Genomic DNA, 14802 nt, shown 5'->3' on the forward strand with positions numbered 1-14802 from the left:
GCGTTGCCGGAGTCAGGTTGGCTTATTTCAGCCTTCGGTGTCGCCGCCCTCGTCCGGGGTGAGGCGGCGTTTCGCCATCAGGCCCAGGGCCACCAGGATGCCGACCCCGACGGCGACGAAGACCATGACGCTCCAGGGAAACTGCTGCGACCCGGCCGGCGCAGGGGCTGGCGCGGGCGTGGTCCCCGGCTGGGCAGTGCCCATCGTGGGGACCGCCGCAGCCGCCGTCGTGCCTGCCGCAGCCGCCGTCGCGGTGAAGGTGAAGCTGCCCTCGATCGGGTGACCGTCGGAACTGGCCACCCGCCAGTGCACGGTGTACGGCCCCGCGGGGGCGCCGGACTTCAGCTTCTGCGCAGCGACGTTGTCCACGATTTCCACGGGACCGTCCGACCAGTTGGCGCCGGCGGCGTCATTGACCACGATCTGCGACCCCAGGGCAAGCGGATTGTGGTTGAACGTGACCGAGACCTGCTCCGGCGGTGCCGCGACGGTTGCTCCGGCAGCCGGGCTGGTGGACTCCGCGGTATCGTGCGCCGACGCCGGGCTCACTGCTCCCAGCAGGACGGCCACAAGGACGACGGCGCCCAGGAGGGCACTGCGAAGCTGGCGGATACGGCGCATGGGCAGGCTACTCCTAGTGTTGGCTTCCTTACAGACTAGGCGAAAACGCAGGGTTGGCCCTCGGGCGCCAAATAAGATATATGCAACACCCATCACTCCCGGAGGACTAATGCAAGACCTAATGCTCAAGCAGGGCTCGGCACTCGACCGGTATTTCAAGATATCCGAGCGGGGGTCGAACGTCTCGCGCGAGATCCGCGGAGGGTTCGCCACGTTCTTCGCCATGAGCTACATCGTGGTGCTGAATCCGCTGATCCTCTCCGGGCCGGACTCCTCGGGCGCCACGCTGGGCTTCCCCGCCGTCGCCGCCGTCACCGCGTTCGTGGCCGGCATCCTGACCATCCTCATGGGCGCGTGGGCCAAGCATCCCTTCGCCCTGGCCACCGGGCTCGGCGTGAACGCGTTCGTCGCCGTCACGGTGGCCACGAACCCCGGCCTGACCTGGCCGGACATGATGGGCCTGGTGATGCTCTCGGGCATCACCATGCTGATCCTGGTCCTCACCGGCTTCCGGACGGCCGTGTTCAAGGCCGTACCCGAGGGGCTGAAGACCGCGATCGTGGTGGGCATCGGCCTGTTCATCGCCCTGATCGGTCTCGTCAACGCGGGCTTCGTGCGCCGCGTCCCCGATGTCGCCGGCACCACCGTCCCGGTCGGCCTGGGCTTCGACGGCAAGCTCCTGGGCTGGCCGACCTTCGTGTTCGTCTTCGGCCTGATCCTGACCATCGCGCTGGTGGTCCGCAAGGTCAAGGGCGCCATCCTGATCGGCATCGTGGCCTCGACCATCCTGTCCGTGATCCTGGAATCCATCCTGCACATCGGGCCCAGCTTTGACGGCAAGACCCACAACCCGCAGGGCTGGTCCCTCGTGGCACCGCAGTTCTCCGAGTGGACGGCCCCGGACCTGTCCCTGATCGGCAAGGCCAACCCCTTCGGCGCCTTTGAACACCTCGGCTTCGTCGCGGCGACCCTGCTGGCGTTCGTGATCCTGCTCAGCATCTTCTTCGACGCCATGGGCACGATGGTGGGACTGGCCACCGAGGCCGGCACCATCGACAAGGACGGCAACATCCCCGACGTCGACCGTGTGCTGCAGGTGGACGCCCTGGGCGCGATCATTGGCGGCGGCGCCTCCGTCTCCTCGAACCAGATCTACGTCGAGTCCGGTGCCGGCATCGGCGAAGGCGCACGCACCGGCCTGGCCTCCGTCGTCACCGGCCTGCTGTTCCTCGTGGCGATGTTCTTCACCCCGCTAATCAACCTCGTGCCGTTCGAGGCCGTGGCCCCCGCCCTCGTGGTCGTCGGCTTCATGATGGTCTCCCAGGTGGGCAAGATCGACTGGCAGGACTGGGGCATCGCGATTCCGGCCTTCCTGACCTTCACCCTCATGCCGTTCACGTACTCGATCGCCAACGGCCTGGGCGCTGGCTTCATCAGCTTCGTGCTGATCCGCCTGTTCGAGGGCCGGGCCCGCGAGGTGCACCCGCTCATGTGGGCCGTGGCGTCCGCGTTCCTGCTCTTCTTCGCGATCGGCCCGATCGAGGCCGCCCTGGGGATCCACTAACGCAGCCCCGCCCGCGGTCACGCCCGCCGGGTGGGCCACGCCCACCCGGCGTGGCCCACCCGGCGGCGTTTAAGCTCAGTTTCCGGGATTCCGGACAGTCCGACGGCGGCCCGGCTGGTTTTCCGGCCCGGGCTGCGGTGAGCTAGGGGCATGGTTTCTCCCGCGCTCCCCGTTGATGTCCCGCCCCAGCCCTGGACCGGCAGGTTCGACGGCGACGGCGACGAACACCGGCGCTGGTGGCAGGCGGTGACCCCCTACGCTCCCGGCACGGTTCCGGCGGGTGTCCCTGCTGGACGCCCCGCCGTCATCCTCGGCTTCGGCAGCGACGCCGGGGTGCGGCGCAACAAGGGCCGGCCCGGCGCCGCGGCCGCCCCCGCCGCCATCCGGGCCGCGCTCGGCCCGCTCGCGTTCCACCTGACGCGCGCCGTACACGACGCCGGCGACGTCACCGTGGCCGGGGACGCGCTCGAGACAGGACAGGCACGCGCCGGGCTCGCGATCACCAGTCTGCTCGACGCCGGCGGGCTTCCCGTGGTGCTCGGCGGCGGGCACGAGACCGCCTTTGCCAGCTATCTCGGCGTGGCCGGGTCGGCGGCCGTGCGCGAGGGCCTGAGCGTCGGCGTGCTGAACCTCGATGCCCACTTCGACCTCCGCGATGAGCCGGTGCCCAGCTCCGGCACGCCGTTCCTCCAGATGGCCCGCGCCGAAGCAGCCGCCGGCCGCGAACTGCGCTACGCCGTCGTCGGGATTTCCGAGCCGAACAACACCCGTACGCTGTTCCGGACGGCAGACGAGCTCGGCGTGGACTACCTGCTGGACGAGGACTGCTCGGCGGACGCCGCGCACGCGTTTGTGGCAGCCTTCCTGGCACAGGTGGACGCGGTGTACCTGACCATCGACCTGGACGTGCTGCCGGCCTCCGCGGCCCCCGGGGTGAGCGCTCCCGCGGCCTTTGGTGTGCCGCTGCCGGTGATCAGCGCCGTGTGCCGCCAGGTGGCCGCGAGCGGGAAGCTCCTGCATCTGGATATCGCCGAGCTGAACCCGGAGTTCGACATCGACGGCCGCACCGCCAAAGTGGCCGCCCGGCTGGTCAATACGCTGCTGGGATAGGCGGGGCGGCGGGAACGGTCAGCCGCCGCCTCAGATAGGCGTTTTCGGCGCCTTGCCCTCGTCGCCATGTTGCTGCACAGCCTTCCGTTCGCGTAGCCGGTCCAGCCGGTTCATGACGGGAGCCGTTGTCGCCCCATGCAGCACGATGGACATCCCCACCACCAGGCCGATGAACGCCCACAATTCCTCGGCCTGGGCTCCAAAGTCGCCCTTGCTGAGCGCGTATGCGAGATAGTAAAGCGAGCCGATGCCGCGGATGCCGAAAAAGGCGATGGCGATCCGTTCCCGCGGGCCGGTCTTACCCCGGGCGAGGCCGGTCCAGCCGGCCAGCGGACGGACGAGCAGCAGGAACGCCAGCGCCACCAGAACCTCCGGCCAGCCAATGCCGGCCAGCAGGCCTCGTGCAATCGCGCCGCCCAGCAGCACCAGGATGACCACCGTCATGAGACGTTCGAGCTGCTCCACATAGGCGTGCATGACACGGTGAAACCCATGCGTGCGTTCAGCGGCCCGAATGGTCACGGCGCATACAAAGACGGCGATGAACCCGTAGCCTTCCAGCATTTCCGTCACCCCGTAAGCGAGGAACGTCGCCGCCAGCGCCACGAAGCCCTCCGAGTGGTTGGACAGCCGGATGCTGTCGCGGGCGGAGAAGAACAGCTGGCTCAACGCTTTCCCGGCCAGCCAGCCGACGAGTAGCCCCATGCCGATCCGCCACAGGACGTCGGTGAGGAACCAGGGCCAAAACCACTCGGACGGCGCCGACCCGGACAGGCTGATGGCGATGGCCAGGTAGACAAACGGAAAGGCCAGCCCGTCATTCAGGCCTGCCTCGGAGGTGAGGCCGAAACGGATCTCGTCTTCGCCACGCTCGGTTTCGTGCTCGTCGTCGGCAGGCTCGCCCACCTGCACTTCAGAGGCCAGCACCGGGTCGGTTGGGGCGAGCGCGGCTGCGACCAGCAGTGCCGCGCCGAGCCCCAGCCCCAGCGCCCAGAGCCCCAGCAGGGTCAGTGCAACAATGCAGACCGGCATGGCGATCCCCAGCATCCGCCAGGTGGTGGACCATTCGCGTCGTCCCACGGGACGGTCGAGTGCGAGGCCCGCGCCCATCAGGGAAATGATGACGCAGACTTCCGTCACGTGGGTGGTGAACTCCCCATATTGCAGGGGATCTGGGGCCGGCAGGCCGGGGATGAATGTGAAGGCGAGTATGCCGGCGGCCAGGAAGACCATCGGCATGGACAGCGGCGCGTTTCGCAGCAGCTTGGGCAGGAGTGCGGCGGCGAAAACGGCCATGCCTGCCGCGGCAAAAACGATGCTGGGAGCCTCAAACACTGCGTGGTCCTCCTGCCCGGGCCCGGATGCCCGGGGGATGAGTCGGGGCCCCGTCCCTGTGGAACGGCGCCCCTCACCCTACGATACGCGTGAACGCGTAAAACCCGGCCAGCCTAGCTGCGGCGGACCTGCACGCCGTCGGACTGCAGGAAAAGCTGCGTTTCGGACGGCCCCTCGGGGACCAGCCAGAGCACATTCCCGCTTACCGAGACCTCTTCGACCTCACCGGCCGCAATGACCTGTGCGTGCTTGACAATTTCGACGCGTTCGCCGACCCGGAGGCCGCTCCAGTCGGAAACCGTAGCTGCGGATGCAAGGCGCCTGGACAGTACCGTGCCGCGTGCTTTCATAGAACTTTTACCCCTTTGTATGTGTTCTTTGCCACAACTTCGTTGGTGTGGACTCTCCATTTGTACTACAGTTCCCGGGCCCCCGCCGTCCGTGTCGCCAAAGATTTCGGGGGCGCCGGGAATTGTTCAGCTGCCCTGCATTTTGTTTCTTCTCAGGCGAGATTTCCGACGGCGGATTCGGCCGCCGCCCGGACCTTGCCCGAGGCCACGAGGACATCCGCCGCTTCGAGCTCCGGTGACAGGAACCTGTCGGTGCCCGGACCGTCGACGACGTCGCGCAGCGCGGCGATCACGGCCGCGCCCGCAGGTCCCGGCGTGAGTTCGCCGCCGGAGAGCTGGGTGCGGATGTCCAGCGCCCGGGCCGACGTCACCAGTTCGATCGCCAGGACCCGGCGCAGGTTCTCCACCGCGCGGCGGAGCTTGCGGGCCGCGTGCCAGCCCATGGAGACGTGGTCCTCCTGCATCGCCGAGCTCGGGATCGAGTCCACCGACGCCGGGACGGCCAGCCGCTTGTTGTCCGAAACCAGGCCGGCCTGCGTGTACTGGGCGATCATGAGGCCGGAGTCGACGCCGGGGTCCGAGGCCAGGAAGGCGGGCAGCCCGTGCGAGCGGGCCGGGTCCAGCATCCGGTCGGTCCGGCGCTCGGCGATGGAGCTCAGGTCCGCGACGGCGATCGCCAGGAAGTCCAGCACGTAGGCCACCGGGGCGCCGTGGAAGTTGCCGTTGGAGCTGACCCGGCCGTCGGGCAGGACCACCGGGTTGTCGATCGCGGCGGCCAGTTCGCGGGAGGCGACCAGAGCGGCATGGTCCACGGTGTCGCGGACGGCGCCGGCCACCTGGGGTGCGCAGCGCAGCGAGTAGGCGTCCTGGACCTTCGTGTCGTTGATCCGGTGCGAGGCCACGATCGGGGAGTTGGACAGCACACGGAGCATGTTGTCCGCGGCGGCGGCCTGGCCCGGGTGCGGGCGCAGCGCCGCGTGCAGCTCCGGCAGGAACACCTGGTCGGTGCCGAGCAGCGCCTCGACGCTGAGGGCGGCGGTGATGTCCGCCGTCGTAAGCAGCTGGCGGATGTCCGCGATGGCCATCAGCAGCATGCCGAGCATGCCCTCGGTGCCGTTGACGAGGGCCAGGCCCTCCTTTTCGGCCAGCGTGACCGGTTCGATGCCGTGCGCGGCGAGGAGCTCGGCGACCGGGCGGGCATCCTTGCTCCCGTACAGCGTGCCGTCGGGGCCGGTCGCCTCGCCTTCGCCCATCAGGACCAGGGCGCAGTGGGACAGCGGCGCGAGGTCGCCCGAGCAGCCGAGGGAGCCGAATTCGCGGACCACCGGGGTGATGCCGGCGTTGAGCACGTCCACCATGGTCTGCAGCACCACCGGGCGGACGCCGGTGCGGCCGGAGGCCAGGGTCTTGGCGCGCAGGAACATGATGCCGCGGACCACTTCGCGTTCCACGGCCGGGCCCATGCCGGCGGCGTGGCTGCGGATCAGGGATTTCTGCAGCTGGGTGCGCAGCTCGTTGGGGATGTGCCGGTTGGCCAGCGCCCCGAAGCCGGTGGAGATCCCGTAGGCCGGGACCTCGCTGTGGGCGAGGTCGTCGATGTGGGCGCGGACCTTGGCGACGGCGTCCAGGGCGTCCTGGGCGATGGTGACGTGGGCGTCGTGGCGGGCGACGGCGACGACGTCCTCGGGGGTGACACCGCTGGAGCCGAGGGTGACGGTGAGCGGTTCGTGGGTTGTAACAGTCATTGTGAAGTCCTACTTCTTTTCGTTCATGGGGATGCGGACGCCGCGTTCCTTGGCGACTTCGACGGCGCGGTCGTAGCCGGCGTCGGCGTGGCGGATGACGCCCATGCCGGGATCGTTGGTCAGGAGGCGCGCGAGCTTTTCCGCGGCGAGGTCGGTGCCGTCGGCAACGGAGACCTGGCCGGCGTGGATGGAGCGGCCGATGCCGACCCCGCCGCCGTGGTGGATGGAAACCCAGGTGGCGCCGGAGGCCGTGTTGAGAAGGGCGTTGAGCAGCGGCCAGTCGGCGATCGCGTCGGAGCCGTCGGCCATGGCCTCGGTCTCGCGGTATGGGGAGGCGACGGAGCCGGAGTCGAGGTGGTCGCGGCCGATCACGATGGGCGCCTTGACCTTGCCCTCCTTGACGAGCTGGTTGAACAGCAGGCCGGCCTTGGCGCGTTCGCCATAGCCGAGCCAGCAGATGCGGGCCGGCAGGCCTTCGAACTCGACCCGTTCGGCGGCGGCATCGAGCCAGCGGTGCAGGTGCTTGTTCTCGGGGAAGAGCTCTTTGATGGCCTTGTCTGTGACCGCGATGTCCTCGGGGTCACCGGAGAGGGCCACCCAGCGGAACGGGCCGAGGCCCTCGCAGAACAGCGGCCGGATGTAGGCCGGGACGAAGCCGGGGAATTCGAAGGCGCGGTTGTAGCCGCCCTTGCGGGCCTCGTCACGGATGGAGTTGCCGTAGTCGAAGACCTCGGCGCCGGCGTCCTGGAACTCGACCATCGCCTGGACGTGCTTGGCCATCGAGGCCTGGGCCTTCTTGGTGAAGCCTTCGGGATCGGCCGCGGCCTCGCTGTGCCATTCCTCGACCGTGATGCCCTCGGGCAGGTAGCTCAGGGGGTCGTGCGCGGAAGTCTGGTCAGTGACGATGTCGACGGTGAGCTCGCCGGCGTTGTGGCGGCGCAGGATCTCGGGGAAGACCTCGGCGGCGTTGCCGACGTAGCCCACGGACCAGCCGCGGCGCTCTTCCTTGGCCTTCAGGACCTTGGCGATCGCGGCGTCGAGATCAGTTTCGACCTCGTCGAGGTAGCGCTTCCCGGCCCGGCGGCGCAGGCGGGTCTCGTCGACGTCGACAATCAGGCAGGCGCCGTCGTTCAGGGTGACGGCGAGCGGCTGGGCGCCGCCCATGCCGCCGCAGCCGCCGGTGAGGGTCAGGGTGCCGGCGAGCGTGCCGTTCTCGTCCCCGGTGAGCTTACGGGCGATCGCGGCGAAGGTCTCGAACGTGCCCTGCAGGATGCCCTGCGTGCCGATATAGATCCAGGACCCGGCGGTCATCTGGCCGTACATCATCAGGCCCTCGGCCTCGAGCCGGCGGAACTCGGGCCAGTTCGCCCAGTCGCCGACGAGGTTGGAGTTGGCCAGCAGCACGCGCGGTGCCCATTCGTTGGTGCGGAAGACGCCGACCGGCTTGCCGGACTGGACCAGCAGGGTCTCGTCCTTTTCCATGGTTTCCAGGGTGCGGGTGATGGCGTCGAACGCGGCCCAGGACCGGACGGCGCGGCCGGTGCCGCCGTAGACCACCAGGTCATCGGGGCGCTCGGCGACCTCGGGGTCGAGGTTGTTCATGAGCATGCGCAGCGGGGCTTCCGTCTGCCAGCTCTTGGCGGTGAGCTCGGTGCCGCGGGCTGCTTTGACCGGGCGGGCACCGGTAGTGAAATCGGCGGGTGCCATGAGGGTCTCCTTTGTCGCTGGATATGTGGCCGGATGATGTCTGTTCGGACTGGTGTCCTGGTGTATCCGGAGGAATGAGGTTCTGTATCAACTAAAGCCCCTTCGCGGCCGCGGAAACAGGCCTGCCGGAGGGGTGCTGTCCGGGATTCCAGACCCTTCCCCTCCCCCGTTGCGCTGTCACTTCCGGTTGCTAAAAAGGGCGAATGGGAGCCCTAAGTGACAGCGCAACCGGGGGTGGGCTGGGGTGGGACGGGGCAACCGGTCAGGCGGGGCGGCCGTGGATCCGGACCGAGAGCTCGTTGGCGACCTTCTGGACCCGGGCGGCCAGGACCGGCCACTGATCCGCGGGCAGCTTGTCCTCCAGGAACGTCACGGCGACGGCGGCGGTGGGCCACCCTACGTGGTCGGTCACGGCGGCGGCGATCGAACCGAATCCGGGCGTGACCTCGCCGTGTTCGGTGGCGTAGCCGCGCTGGCGGACCTGGTCCAGATGCGAAGACAGCGCGGAGTACTTCATGATGGGCGATTCGGTTTCGTGGCGGGCCGTGAAGGCGGCAGCGTTCGGGTACAGCGCCCGCACCTGCGACTTCGGCAGCGCGGCGAGGATGGCCCGCCCGCTGGCCGTGAGATGGCTGGGCAGCCGGACGCCGACGTCGGTCACCAGGGACGGCCGGTTCTTGGCCCGCTCCTCCACGATGTAGAGCACGTCGCGGCCGTGCAGCACCGCCAGGTGCGCGCTTTCGCCGATCACGTCCACGAGCGAGGCGAGCATTGGCCGGCCCAGCCGGGACAGCGGCTCCTGCCGGGAATAGGCCGAGCTGAGCTCGAATGCGCTGATGCCCAGGCCGTAGCGCTGCTCCTCGTGCAGGTGCAGCACGAAGCCGTTCGCCTCCATCACGCCGAGCAGGTGGTAGACGCTGGAGCGCGGCAGTCCCAGCGCGGTGGCAATGTTCGACGCCGCCATCGGCCCGCGCCGGGAGGCCAGCAGCTTGAGGATGCGCAGCGTGTTCTCGGCGGCCGGCACCTTCGACGCCGCCTTGGTTCCGGCGGCCCGGTGGACGGCCTTGGGGGCGGCCGTGTCAGGCGCTGCGGACAACGTGGCGGCGGCGGAGCTCACTGCGGTGCTGGTGGGTGGCATTGATCCTCTTCACGGCCGGGCGGTGTCCGGTATCCCGTACTTAAGCATGCGCCCGGCGGCGGTCAACCGACAGCCTCCCACAGGAACGGCTGTCTGGAATGCCGGACAAGTGCCACGTTCCGATGGCGGGCCTTCCGCCCCTAGCCCGGACCGACGCCCGGTGTTCCGATGAACGTGGGCGCCGGCTTTCCGGTGCGTGCCCCGCCATCGGACCCCGCCATAGGAGCGAGCCCGTCGCCGGCTGAGCCCAGCCCGTAAGGTCCCGGAGGGAAAGGCACAGACGTGAATGCAGCGCTGTCGGGCAGGGTCGCCCTGGTTGCCGGGGCCACCCGGGGCGCGGGGCGCGGCACCGCCGTCGCACTCGGCGAGGCCGGAGCGGTGGTGTACTGCACCGGGCGCACCACCTCCGGCCACCGTTCCGACTACAACCGGGCCGAGACGATCGAGGAGACGTCCGCTCTCGTCGACGCCGCGGGCGGCACTGGAATCGCCGTCGAGGTCGATCACCGCCAGGCCGCCGAGGTGGAAGCCCTCGTGCAGCGGATCGACGCCGAGCAGGGCCGGCTGGACATCCTTGTCAACGACATCTGGGGCGGCGAGGACTTCATCGAATGGAACACTCCGCTCTGGGCCCACGATCTGAATGCCGGGCTGCAGATGCTCCGCCTCGGCCTGGACACCCACCTCATTACGAGCCACTTCGCGCTGCCGCTGCTCACCCGCCGCCCCGGCGGCCTGGTGGTGGAGATGACCGACGGCACGCGCGAGTACAACGCAGAGCACTACCGGGTCTCCGTGTTTTACGACCTCGTCAAGACCGCGGTGCTCCGCCTGGCGTTCAGCCAGGCGGAGGAGCTGAGATCCTCCGGCTGCGCGGCGGTGGCGCTGACGCCCGGCTGGATGCGTTCGGAGATGATGCTCGAACACTTTGGCGTCACCGAGGCAAACTGGCGGGAGGCCGCCGGGACGCAACCGCACTTCGCCGCGATCTCGGAAAGCCCGCTGTTCGTCGGGCGTGCGGTCGCGGCCCTGGCGGCGGACCCCAACGTGCTCGGCCGCACGGGCGGCTCGTATTCGTCCGGCGCGCTGGCCCGCGAGTACGGCTTCACCGACACCGACGGCTCGCAGCCGGACTGTTGGAGGTACCTCGTTGAGGTCCAGGAAGCAGGACTCGACGCCGATGCCGCCGGATACCGCTGACATCCGCCCCTTCCTGGTCACGGACAACCGGCGGCAGGACGGACTACGATCGGTTCATGAAGCACACGTGGGAAGCTTCCGCGGACGGCATCATGGCTCTTCCGTCCGGCCGGCTCGTTCGTGGCCGCGGCCTGCACTACCCCCTTCCGGCCGGGCCGTTTCCCGAGTTCGGCGTGTATTTGCTGGGCAAGCAGCCGCCGCCCGTGGGGTGGGAGTCCCGATGGGTGCCCTGGCCCGACCTTCGGCTGCCTGTCGACCAGCCGGACGCCCTGGAGGCGTTCCGGGAGGCCTGGCGCCGGGCCGAGGCCGAACGGGTTGAAGTGGCCTGCTGGCGCGGGATCGGCAGGACCGGCACTGCGCTGGCCTGCATCGCGATCCTGGACGGAGTCCCGCCCGGCCAGGCTGTGTCCTACGTCCGCCGCCAGTACCGGCGCCGGACAGTGGAAACCCCGTGGCAGCGGCAGTACGTCGCCCGCTTCCCGGCCGGCACACCGTAGGCGGCGGCTAAGGCCTGACCGCTCCGGCTCAAACGGTGACGACGGCCTGCCCGCGGAGGTGTCCATCACGCAGGTCCCGGATTGCCGCCGGCGCGTCCGCCAGGGCGTAGCTCTTGCCGATGACCGGGGTCACCGCGCCCGCCTCGATGAGCCCGGTCAGGAACCGGAGGTCCTCCGCCCGCTCTGCGGCCATGACGCCCCTGAGCCGCTGGCCGACAAACACGGAGAGCAGCCCGGCGCCGAGCGAGCGTTGAAATCCGCCCGTCAGCCGCCCTCCGCCTTCCCCGCCGACGATCGCGAGCGTGCCCTTCGGCTTGAGCGCCCGCCGCAGGACGGTGAGCGGGCGGTTGCCGGCGGTGTCCACAATGAGGTCGAATTGCCGGGATCCGTCTGCGAAATCGTCATGTGTGTAGTCGATGACGTGGTCCGCGCCGATCGAGCGGACCAGATCGGTTTTCGCGGTGCTGCACACCCCCGTCACCTGCGCCCCGAACGCCTTGGCGAGCTGCACCGCGTACGCGCCGACACCGCCGGCCGCGCCGATGACGAGGACCTCCTGCCCGGCCTGGATCCTGCCGGCGTTCCGGAGCGCCTGCAGGGCAGTGACGGCCGAGATCGGGACGGCGGCGGCCTGTTCGAAGCTGAGGTTTTTCGGCTTCAGCGCGAGCCGGCCTTCCTTCGCGCACGCGTATTCGGCGAAGGATCCCTCACAGGTGCCGTACACCTCATCCCCGGTCCGGAAGCCGACAATATTCCGGCCGACAGCCTCCACCCGGCCGGCCACGGCCCGGCCCCGGATGCGGGTCTTCGGTTTCCTGAGCCCGTAGCCGACCACGCGGGTCAGGTACGGGAGGCCCGTCATGAGGTGCCAGACACCCTGGTCGACACCGGCTGCCCGGACCCGGATCAGCACATCGTCGTCGCCGGGCACGGGGGCGTCGACCTCGCGCAGTTCCAGCACTTCAACGGAACCGTAAACATCCTGGACGATCGCTTTCATGGTGCTTCTCCTTCAAAGTCGGGGTATTGGAAGACGTCATCGAGGGGAACTTTGAGGACGTGGGCAATGTGGAACGCCAGCTCAAGCGACGGCGAGTACCGGCCCTGTTCGATCGCGATGACCGTCTGGCGGGTCACGCCGATACGGTCGGCGAGCTCCGCCTGGGTCAGCTCTCCGTTTTCGAAACGCAGGCGACGGATGGAGTTCGTGACCCGGGTCGGCTTCACCACGGCTGGAAGCCTTTGCGATAGGCGACCACCTTGGCCACGGATCCGAGGATCGCGGACAGGACGAAGGCCAGGTAGATGACGTTGGCGATCCAGAAGTGGTCGAGCTCGGCCATGGCCAGGAGGAGCGCCGCCACGGCCCCGACGACGAGGAAGGACTGGCCGATGTATTCGCCGAAGCGGTAAATCTCCTTGTCCCGCTGATCCTTCATGCCGGCGTCCTTGGCGGACAGGGCCCGGATCACCAGGTGAAGCACGATCGAAAGGCCGATCGAGGCGCCGACTGTCCACAGCAGCGGCGCCACATACGGCACTTCCGTGAGCGGCATGGTGCCGGCCAGGCCAAAAACGACGGCGAGGTACACGGCGTAGGTTGCGGCCGCGAGCACCCCCATGATCCAGGCGCTCTTTTCTTCAAATGACATCTGCCGCTCCAGCGCAACCAAGGCAATGTAAAACAAACCTGACATCCCAAAAGTAAAGAAAACCTGACAAGGTGTCAAGAGTTTTCGACTCGCCTGGGGTTTGAGTTCGACGGCGGCGTGCGCGGGCGCCGCTCATGCCGCGGCTCCGCACATGGTCCCCGCGCGGAGTTTCCCCACCTTTGCAACCACGACGCCGGGACGCGCCGCCTTCGCGGGACCACACGCCGTCGGGCGCTGCCATAGGTGGGGAATCCCGGCAGAGGGAGCGCCGCACAGTCTGAAATCAAAGACACGAAGTTCCCGTGAGACTCCTCACAGCAAGGCCGGACGTGGTCTGCTGGATGGCGATCCCCCTCCCAATGACGAGAAGGTATTCGCATGCAACAAGCCCAAACCGCCACGAAGGCGGCTCCTGCCGAGGCCGGCACCGGCAGCGCTGCCACCGCCGTCGGCGCAGCCGTCGACTCCGTACTCAGCCGGGGACTCAACGTCCGCCACATCCGCTTCATGGCGCTGGGCTCGGCGATCGGCACGGGGCTGTTCTACGGCTCCGCCTCCGCCATCCAGAAGGCCGGGCCCGCCGTCCTGCTGGCCTACATGATCGGCGGCGCCGCGGTCTTCATGGTGATGCGTGCCCTCGGCGAAATGGCGGTGCGGCATCCGGTGTCCGGGTCCTTCGGCCAGTACGCGAGCCGCTACCTGGGACCGCTGGCCGGGTTTGTGACGGGCTGGACCTATGTCTTTGAGATGGCGATCGTGGCCATCGCGGATGTCACGGCGTTCAGCATCTACATGGGATTCTGGTTCCCCGGCGTGGAGCGCTGGGTCTGGATCCTGGCCATCATCTTCTTCCTGGCCGCCCTGAACCTGCTCAGCGTCAAGGTGTTCGGCGAGCTGGAATTCTGGTTCTCCCTGATCAAGGTGGCGGCCATCATCGCCATGATCGCGGGCGGGGCTGCGATCATCGTCTTCGGCTTCCAGGCCGGCGGCGCCACCGTGGCACCAGGGCTCGGCAACCTCGTGGACCACGGAGGCCTGTTCCCCAACGGGTTCGAAGGACTCCTTGCCTCCTTCGCCGTGGTGATGTTCGCGTTTGGCGGCGTGGAGACCCTCGGCATCACCGCAGGTGAGGCCGCCGATCCGAAAAAGGTCATCCCCAAGGCCGTCAACACCGTGCCCGTCCGGGTCCTGCTGTTCTATGTGCTGACCCTCGGCGTGCTGATGAGCCTGTTCCCGTGGGACGAAATTGGCAGCAACGGCAGCCCCTTCGTGCAGATCTTCAGCGGCCTGGGCATCCCGGCCGCACCCCACATCCTCAACGCCGTGGTGATCACGGCGGCGCTCTCGGCAGTCAACAGCGACATCTTCGGCGCCGGCCGGATCCTCTTCGGCCTGGCCCGGCAGGGCCACGCACCGGCGAGCTTCGGCAAGGTTTCCCGTCACGGGGTGCCGTGGATGACGGTGGTGATGATGACCGGCATCCTGCTGGTGGGGGTGGTGCTGAACGCCGTGATCCCGGAAGACGTCTTCCTGCTGATCGCCTCGATCGCCACCTTCGCGACCGTGTGGGTCTGGGCCATGATCCTGGCCTCCCATGTCGCCATGAAACGCGAGATCGCCCGCAAGTCCCTGCCGGCGTCGGAGTTCCCGTCACCGTGGTGGCCCGCCGCCTCCATACTGACCATCGCGTTCATGGCCCTGGTGATCGTGATTCTCGGCGCCTTCGAGGACACCCGGGTGGCGCTGTACGTGGGCGCCGCCTGGCTGGGCGTCCTGGTACTCGCTTACCGCCTCTGGGTCCGCGGCCACGGCCGGGCGCGGGCGGAACTGGTCGACGAAACCGCCCAGCTCCCGCAAGTTCCCGCCGGGCGGTGATAGTGCCT

General features: G+C 68.6%; 14 protein-coding genes. 5 read left to right on the top strand and 9 right to left on the bottom strand.

The features are described 5' to 3' along the window. Positions 1-27: 27 nt before the first annotated feature. Positions 28-621 (bottom strand): copper resistance CopC family protein, encoded by a 594-nt coding sequence (locus AC1D1W_RS00200; protein WP_243181352.1) that lies wholly within the window; start codon positions 619-621, stop codon positions 28-30. 121 nt (positions 622-742) lie between these two features. Between AC1D1W_RS00200 and AC1D1W_RS00205 the strand changes: the two genes are divergently transcribed. After that, the gene (locus AC1D1W_RS00205) at positions 743-2185 is read left to right on the top strand and encodes an NCS2 family permease (protein WP_028277143.1); all 1443 of its coding nucleotides are present in this window, start codon (positions 743-745) and stop codon (positions 2183-2185) included. Between the two features lie 150 nt (positions 2186-2335). Further along, positions 2336-3295 carry a formimidoylglutamase gene (hutG, locus tag AC1D1W_RS00210; RefSeq protein ID WP_476942651.1) on the top strand — a complete coding sequence of 320 codons (960 nt, stop codon included), beginning with the start codon at positions 2336-2338 and terminating at the stop codon, positions 3293-3295. 30 nt (positions 3296-3325) lie between these two features. Here hutG and AC1D1W_RS00215 read toward each other — a convergent pair whose 3' ends face one another. The 5 genes from AC1D1W_RS00215 to AC1D1W_RS00235 form a co-directional block, all read right to left on the bottom strand. Further along, positions 3326-4630: a cation:proton antiporter gene (locus tag AC1D1W_RS00215; RefSeq protein WP_243181350.1), complete on the bottom strand. Its 1305-nt coding sequence runs from the start codon at positions 4628-4630 to the stop codon at positions 3326-3328. Between the two features lie 113 nt (positions 4631-4743). Next, complete coding sequence (locus tag AC1D1W_RS00220; RefSeq protein ID WP_243181349.1) at positions 4744-4980, bottom strand: hypothetical protein; 237 nt, start codon at positions 4978-4980, stop codon at positions 4744-4746. A gap of 152 nt (positions 4981-5132) precedes the next feature. Next, entirely contained in the window at positions 5133-6725 is a 1593-nt protein-coding gene (gene hutH / locus AC1D1W_RS00225) for a histidine ammonia-lyase (protein ID WP_243181348.1), read from the bottom strand. A 9-nt stretch (positions 6726-6734) separates the two neighbouring features. After that, the gene (gene hutU / locus AC1D1W_RS00230; protein ID WP_243181347.1) at positions 6735-8432 is read right to left on the bottom strand and encodes a urocanate hydratase; all 1698 of its coding nucleotides are present in this window, start codon (positions 8430-8432) and stop codon (positions 6735-6737) included. A 262-nt stretch (positions 8433-8694) separates the two neighbouring features. Continuing rightward, a complete protein-coding gene (locus tag AC1D1W_RS00235; protein ID WP_243181346.1) occupies positions 8695-9570 on the bottom strand; it encodes an IclR family transcriptional regulator in 876 nt (291 codons plus the stop codon). 282 nt (positions 9571-9852) lie between these two features. Here AC1D1W_RS00235 and AC1D1W_RS00240 point away from each other — a divergent pair, with 282 nt between their 5' ends. After that, a complete protein-coding gene (locus tag AC1D1W_RS00240; RefSeq protein WP_243181345.1) occupies positions 9853-10770 on the top strand; it encodes an SDR family oxidoreductase in 918 nt (305 codons plus the stop codon). Between the two features lie 56 nt (positions 10771-10826). Then, the gene (locus AC1D1W_RS00245; protein ID WP_028277136.1) at positions 10827-11267 is read left to right on the top strand and encodes a protein-tyrosine phosphatase family protein; all 441 of its coding nucleotides are present in this window, start codon (positions 10827-10829) and stop codon (positions 11265-11267) included. Positions 11268-11295: 28 nt separating this feature from the next. On the opposite strand, the gene AC1D1W_RS00250 is transcribed toward AC1D1W_RS00245, so the two are convergent. Genes AC1D1W_RS00250 through AC1D1W_RS00260 form a run of 3 tightly spaced genes read right to left on the bottom strand, consistent with a single transcriptional unit; the run spans position 11296 to position 12919 of the window. Continuing rightward, the gene (locus tag AC1D1W_RS00250) at positions 11296-12267 is read right to left on the bottom strand and encodes an NAD(P)-dependent alcohol dehydrogenase (RefSeq protein ID WP_243181344.1); all 972 of its coding nucleotides are present in this window, start codon (positions 12265-12267) and stop codon (positions 11296-11298) included. Next, positions 12264-12497: a helix-turn-helix transcriptional regulator gene (locus AC1D1W_RS00255; RefSeq protein ID WP_028277135.1), complete on the bottom strand. Its 234-nt coding sequence runs from the start codon at positions 12495-12497 to the stop codon at positions 12264-12266. Before AC1D1W_RS00255 ends, AC1D1W_RS00250 begins: the two co-directional genes overlap by 4 nt. Continuing rightward, positions 12491-12919 (bottom strand): hypothetical protein, encoded by a 429-nt coding sequence (locus tag AC1D1W_RS00260; protein WP_243181343.1) that lies wholly within the window; start codon positions 12917-12919, stop codon positions 12491-12493. The genes AC1D1W_RS00255 and AC1D1W_RS00260 overlap by 7 nt, the downstream gene beginning before the upstream one ends. A gap of 378 nt (positions 12920-13297) precedes the next feature. Between AC1D1W_RS00260 and AC1D1W_RS00265 the strand changes: the two genes are divergently transcribed. Then, positions 13298-14794: an amino acid permease gene (locus tag AC1D1W_RS00265; protein ID WP_243181342.1), complete on the top strand. Its 1497-nt coding sequence runs from the start codon at positions 13298-13300 to the stop codon at positions 14792-14794. Positions 14795-14802 lie beyond the last annotated feature (8 nt).

This window comes from Arthrobacter sp. P1_B4 (genome assembly GCF_056406555.1).

What these genes read in the sequence shown, in the direction of transcription:
- AC1D1W_RS00220 (WP_243181349.1), bottom strand. Translation starts at nt 4,980, where the DNA reads ATGAAAGCACGCGGCACGGTACTGTCCAGGCGCCTTGCATCCGCAGCT.
- AC1D1W_RS00265 (WP_243181342.1), top strand. Translation starts at nt 13,298, where the DNA reads ATGCAACAAGCCCAAACCGCCACGAAGGCGGCTCCTGCCGAGGCCGGC.
- AC1D1W_RS00260 (WP_243181343.1), bottom strand. Translation starts at nt 12,919, where the DNA reads ATGTCATTTGAAGAAAAGAGCGCCTGGATCATGGGGGTGCTCGCGGCC.
- AC1D1W_RS00235 (WP_243181346.1), bottom strand. Translation starts at nt 9,570, where the DNA reads ATGCCACCCACCAGCACCGCAGTGAGCTCCGCCGCCGCCACGTTGTCC.
- AC1D1W_RS00200 (WP_243181352.1), bottom strand. Translation starts at nt 621, where the DNA reads ATGCGCCGTATCCGCCAGCTTCGCAGTGCCCTCCTGGGCGCCGTCGTC.
- AC1D1W_RS00245 (WP_028277136.1), top strand. Translation starts at nt 10,827, where the DNA reads ATGAAGCACACGTGGGAAGCTTCCGCGGACGGCATCATGGCTCTTCCG.
- hutG (WP_476942651.1), top strand. Translation starts at nt 2,336, where the DNA reads ATGGTTTCTCCCGCGCTCCCCGTTGATGTCCCGCCCCAGCCCTGGACC.
- AC1D1W_RS00250 (WP_243181344.1), bottom strand. Translation starts at nt 12,267, where the DNA reads ATGAAAGCGATCGTCCAGGATGTTTACGGTTCCGTTGAAGTGCTGGAA.
- hutH (WP_243181348.1), bottom strand. Translation starts at nt 6,725, where the DNA reads ATGACTGTTACAACCCACGAACCGCTCACCGTCACCCTCGGCTCCAGC.
- AC1D1W_RS00205 (WP_028277143.1), top strand. Translation starts at nt 743, where the DNA reads ATGCTCAAGCAGGGCTCGGCACTCGACCGGTATTTCAAGATATCCGAG.
- hutU (WP_243181347.1), bottom strand. Translation starts at nt 8,432, where the DNA reads ATGGCACCCGCCGATTTCACTACCGGTGCCCGCCCGGTCAAAGCAGCC.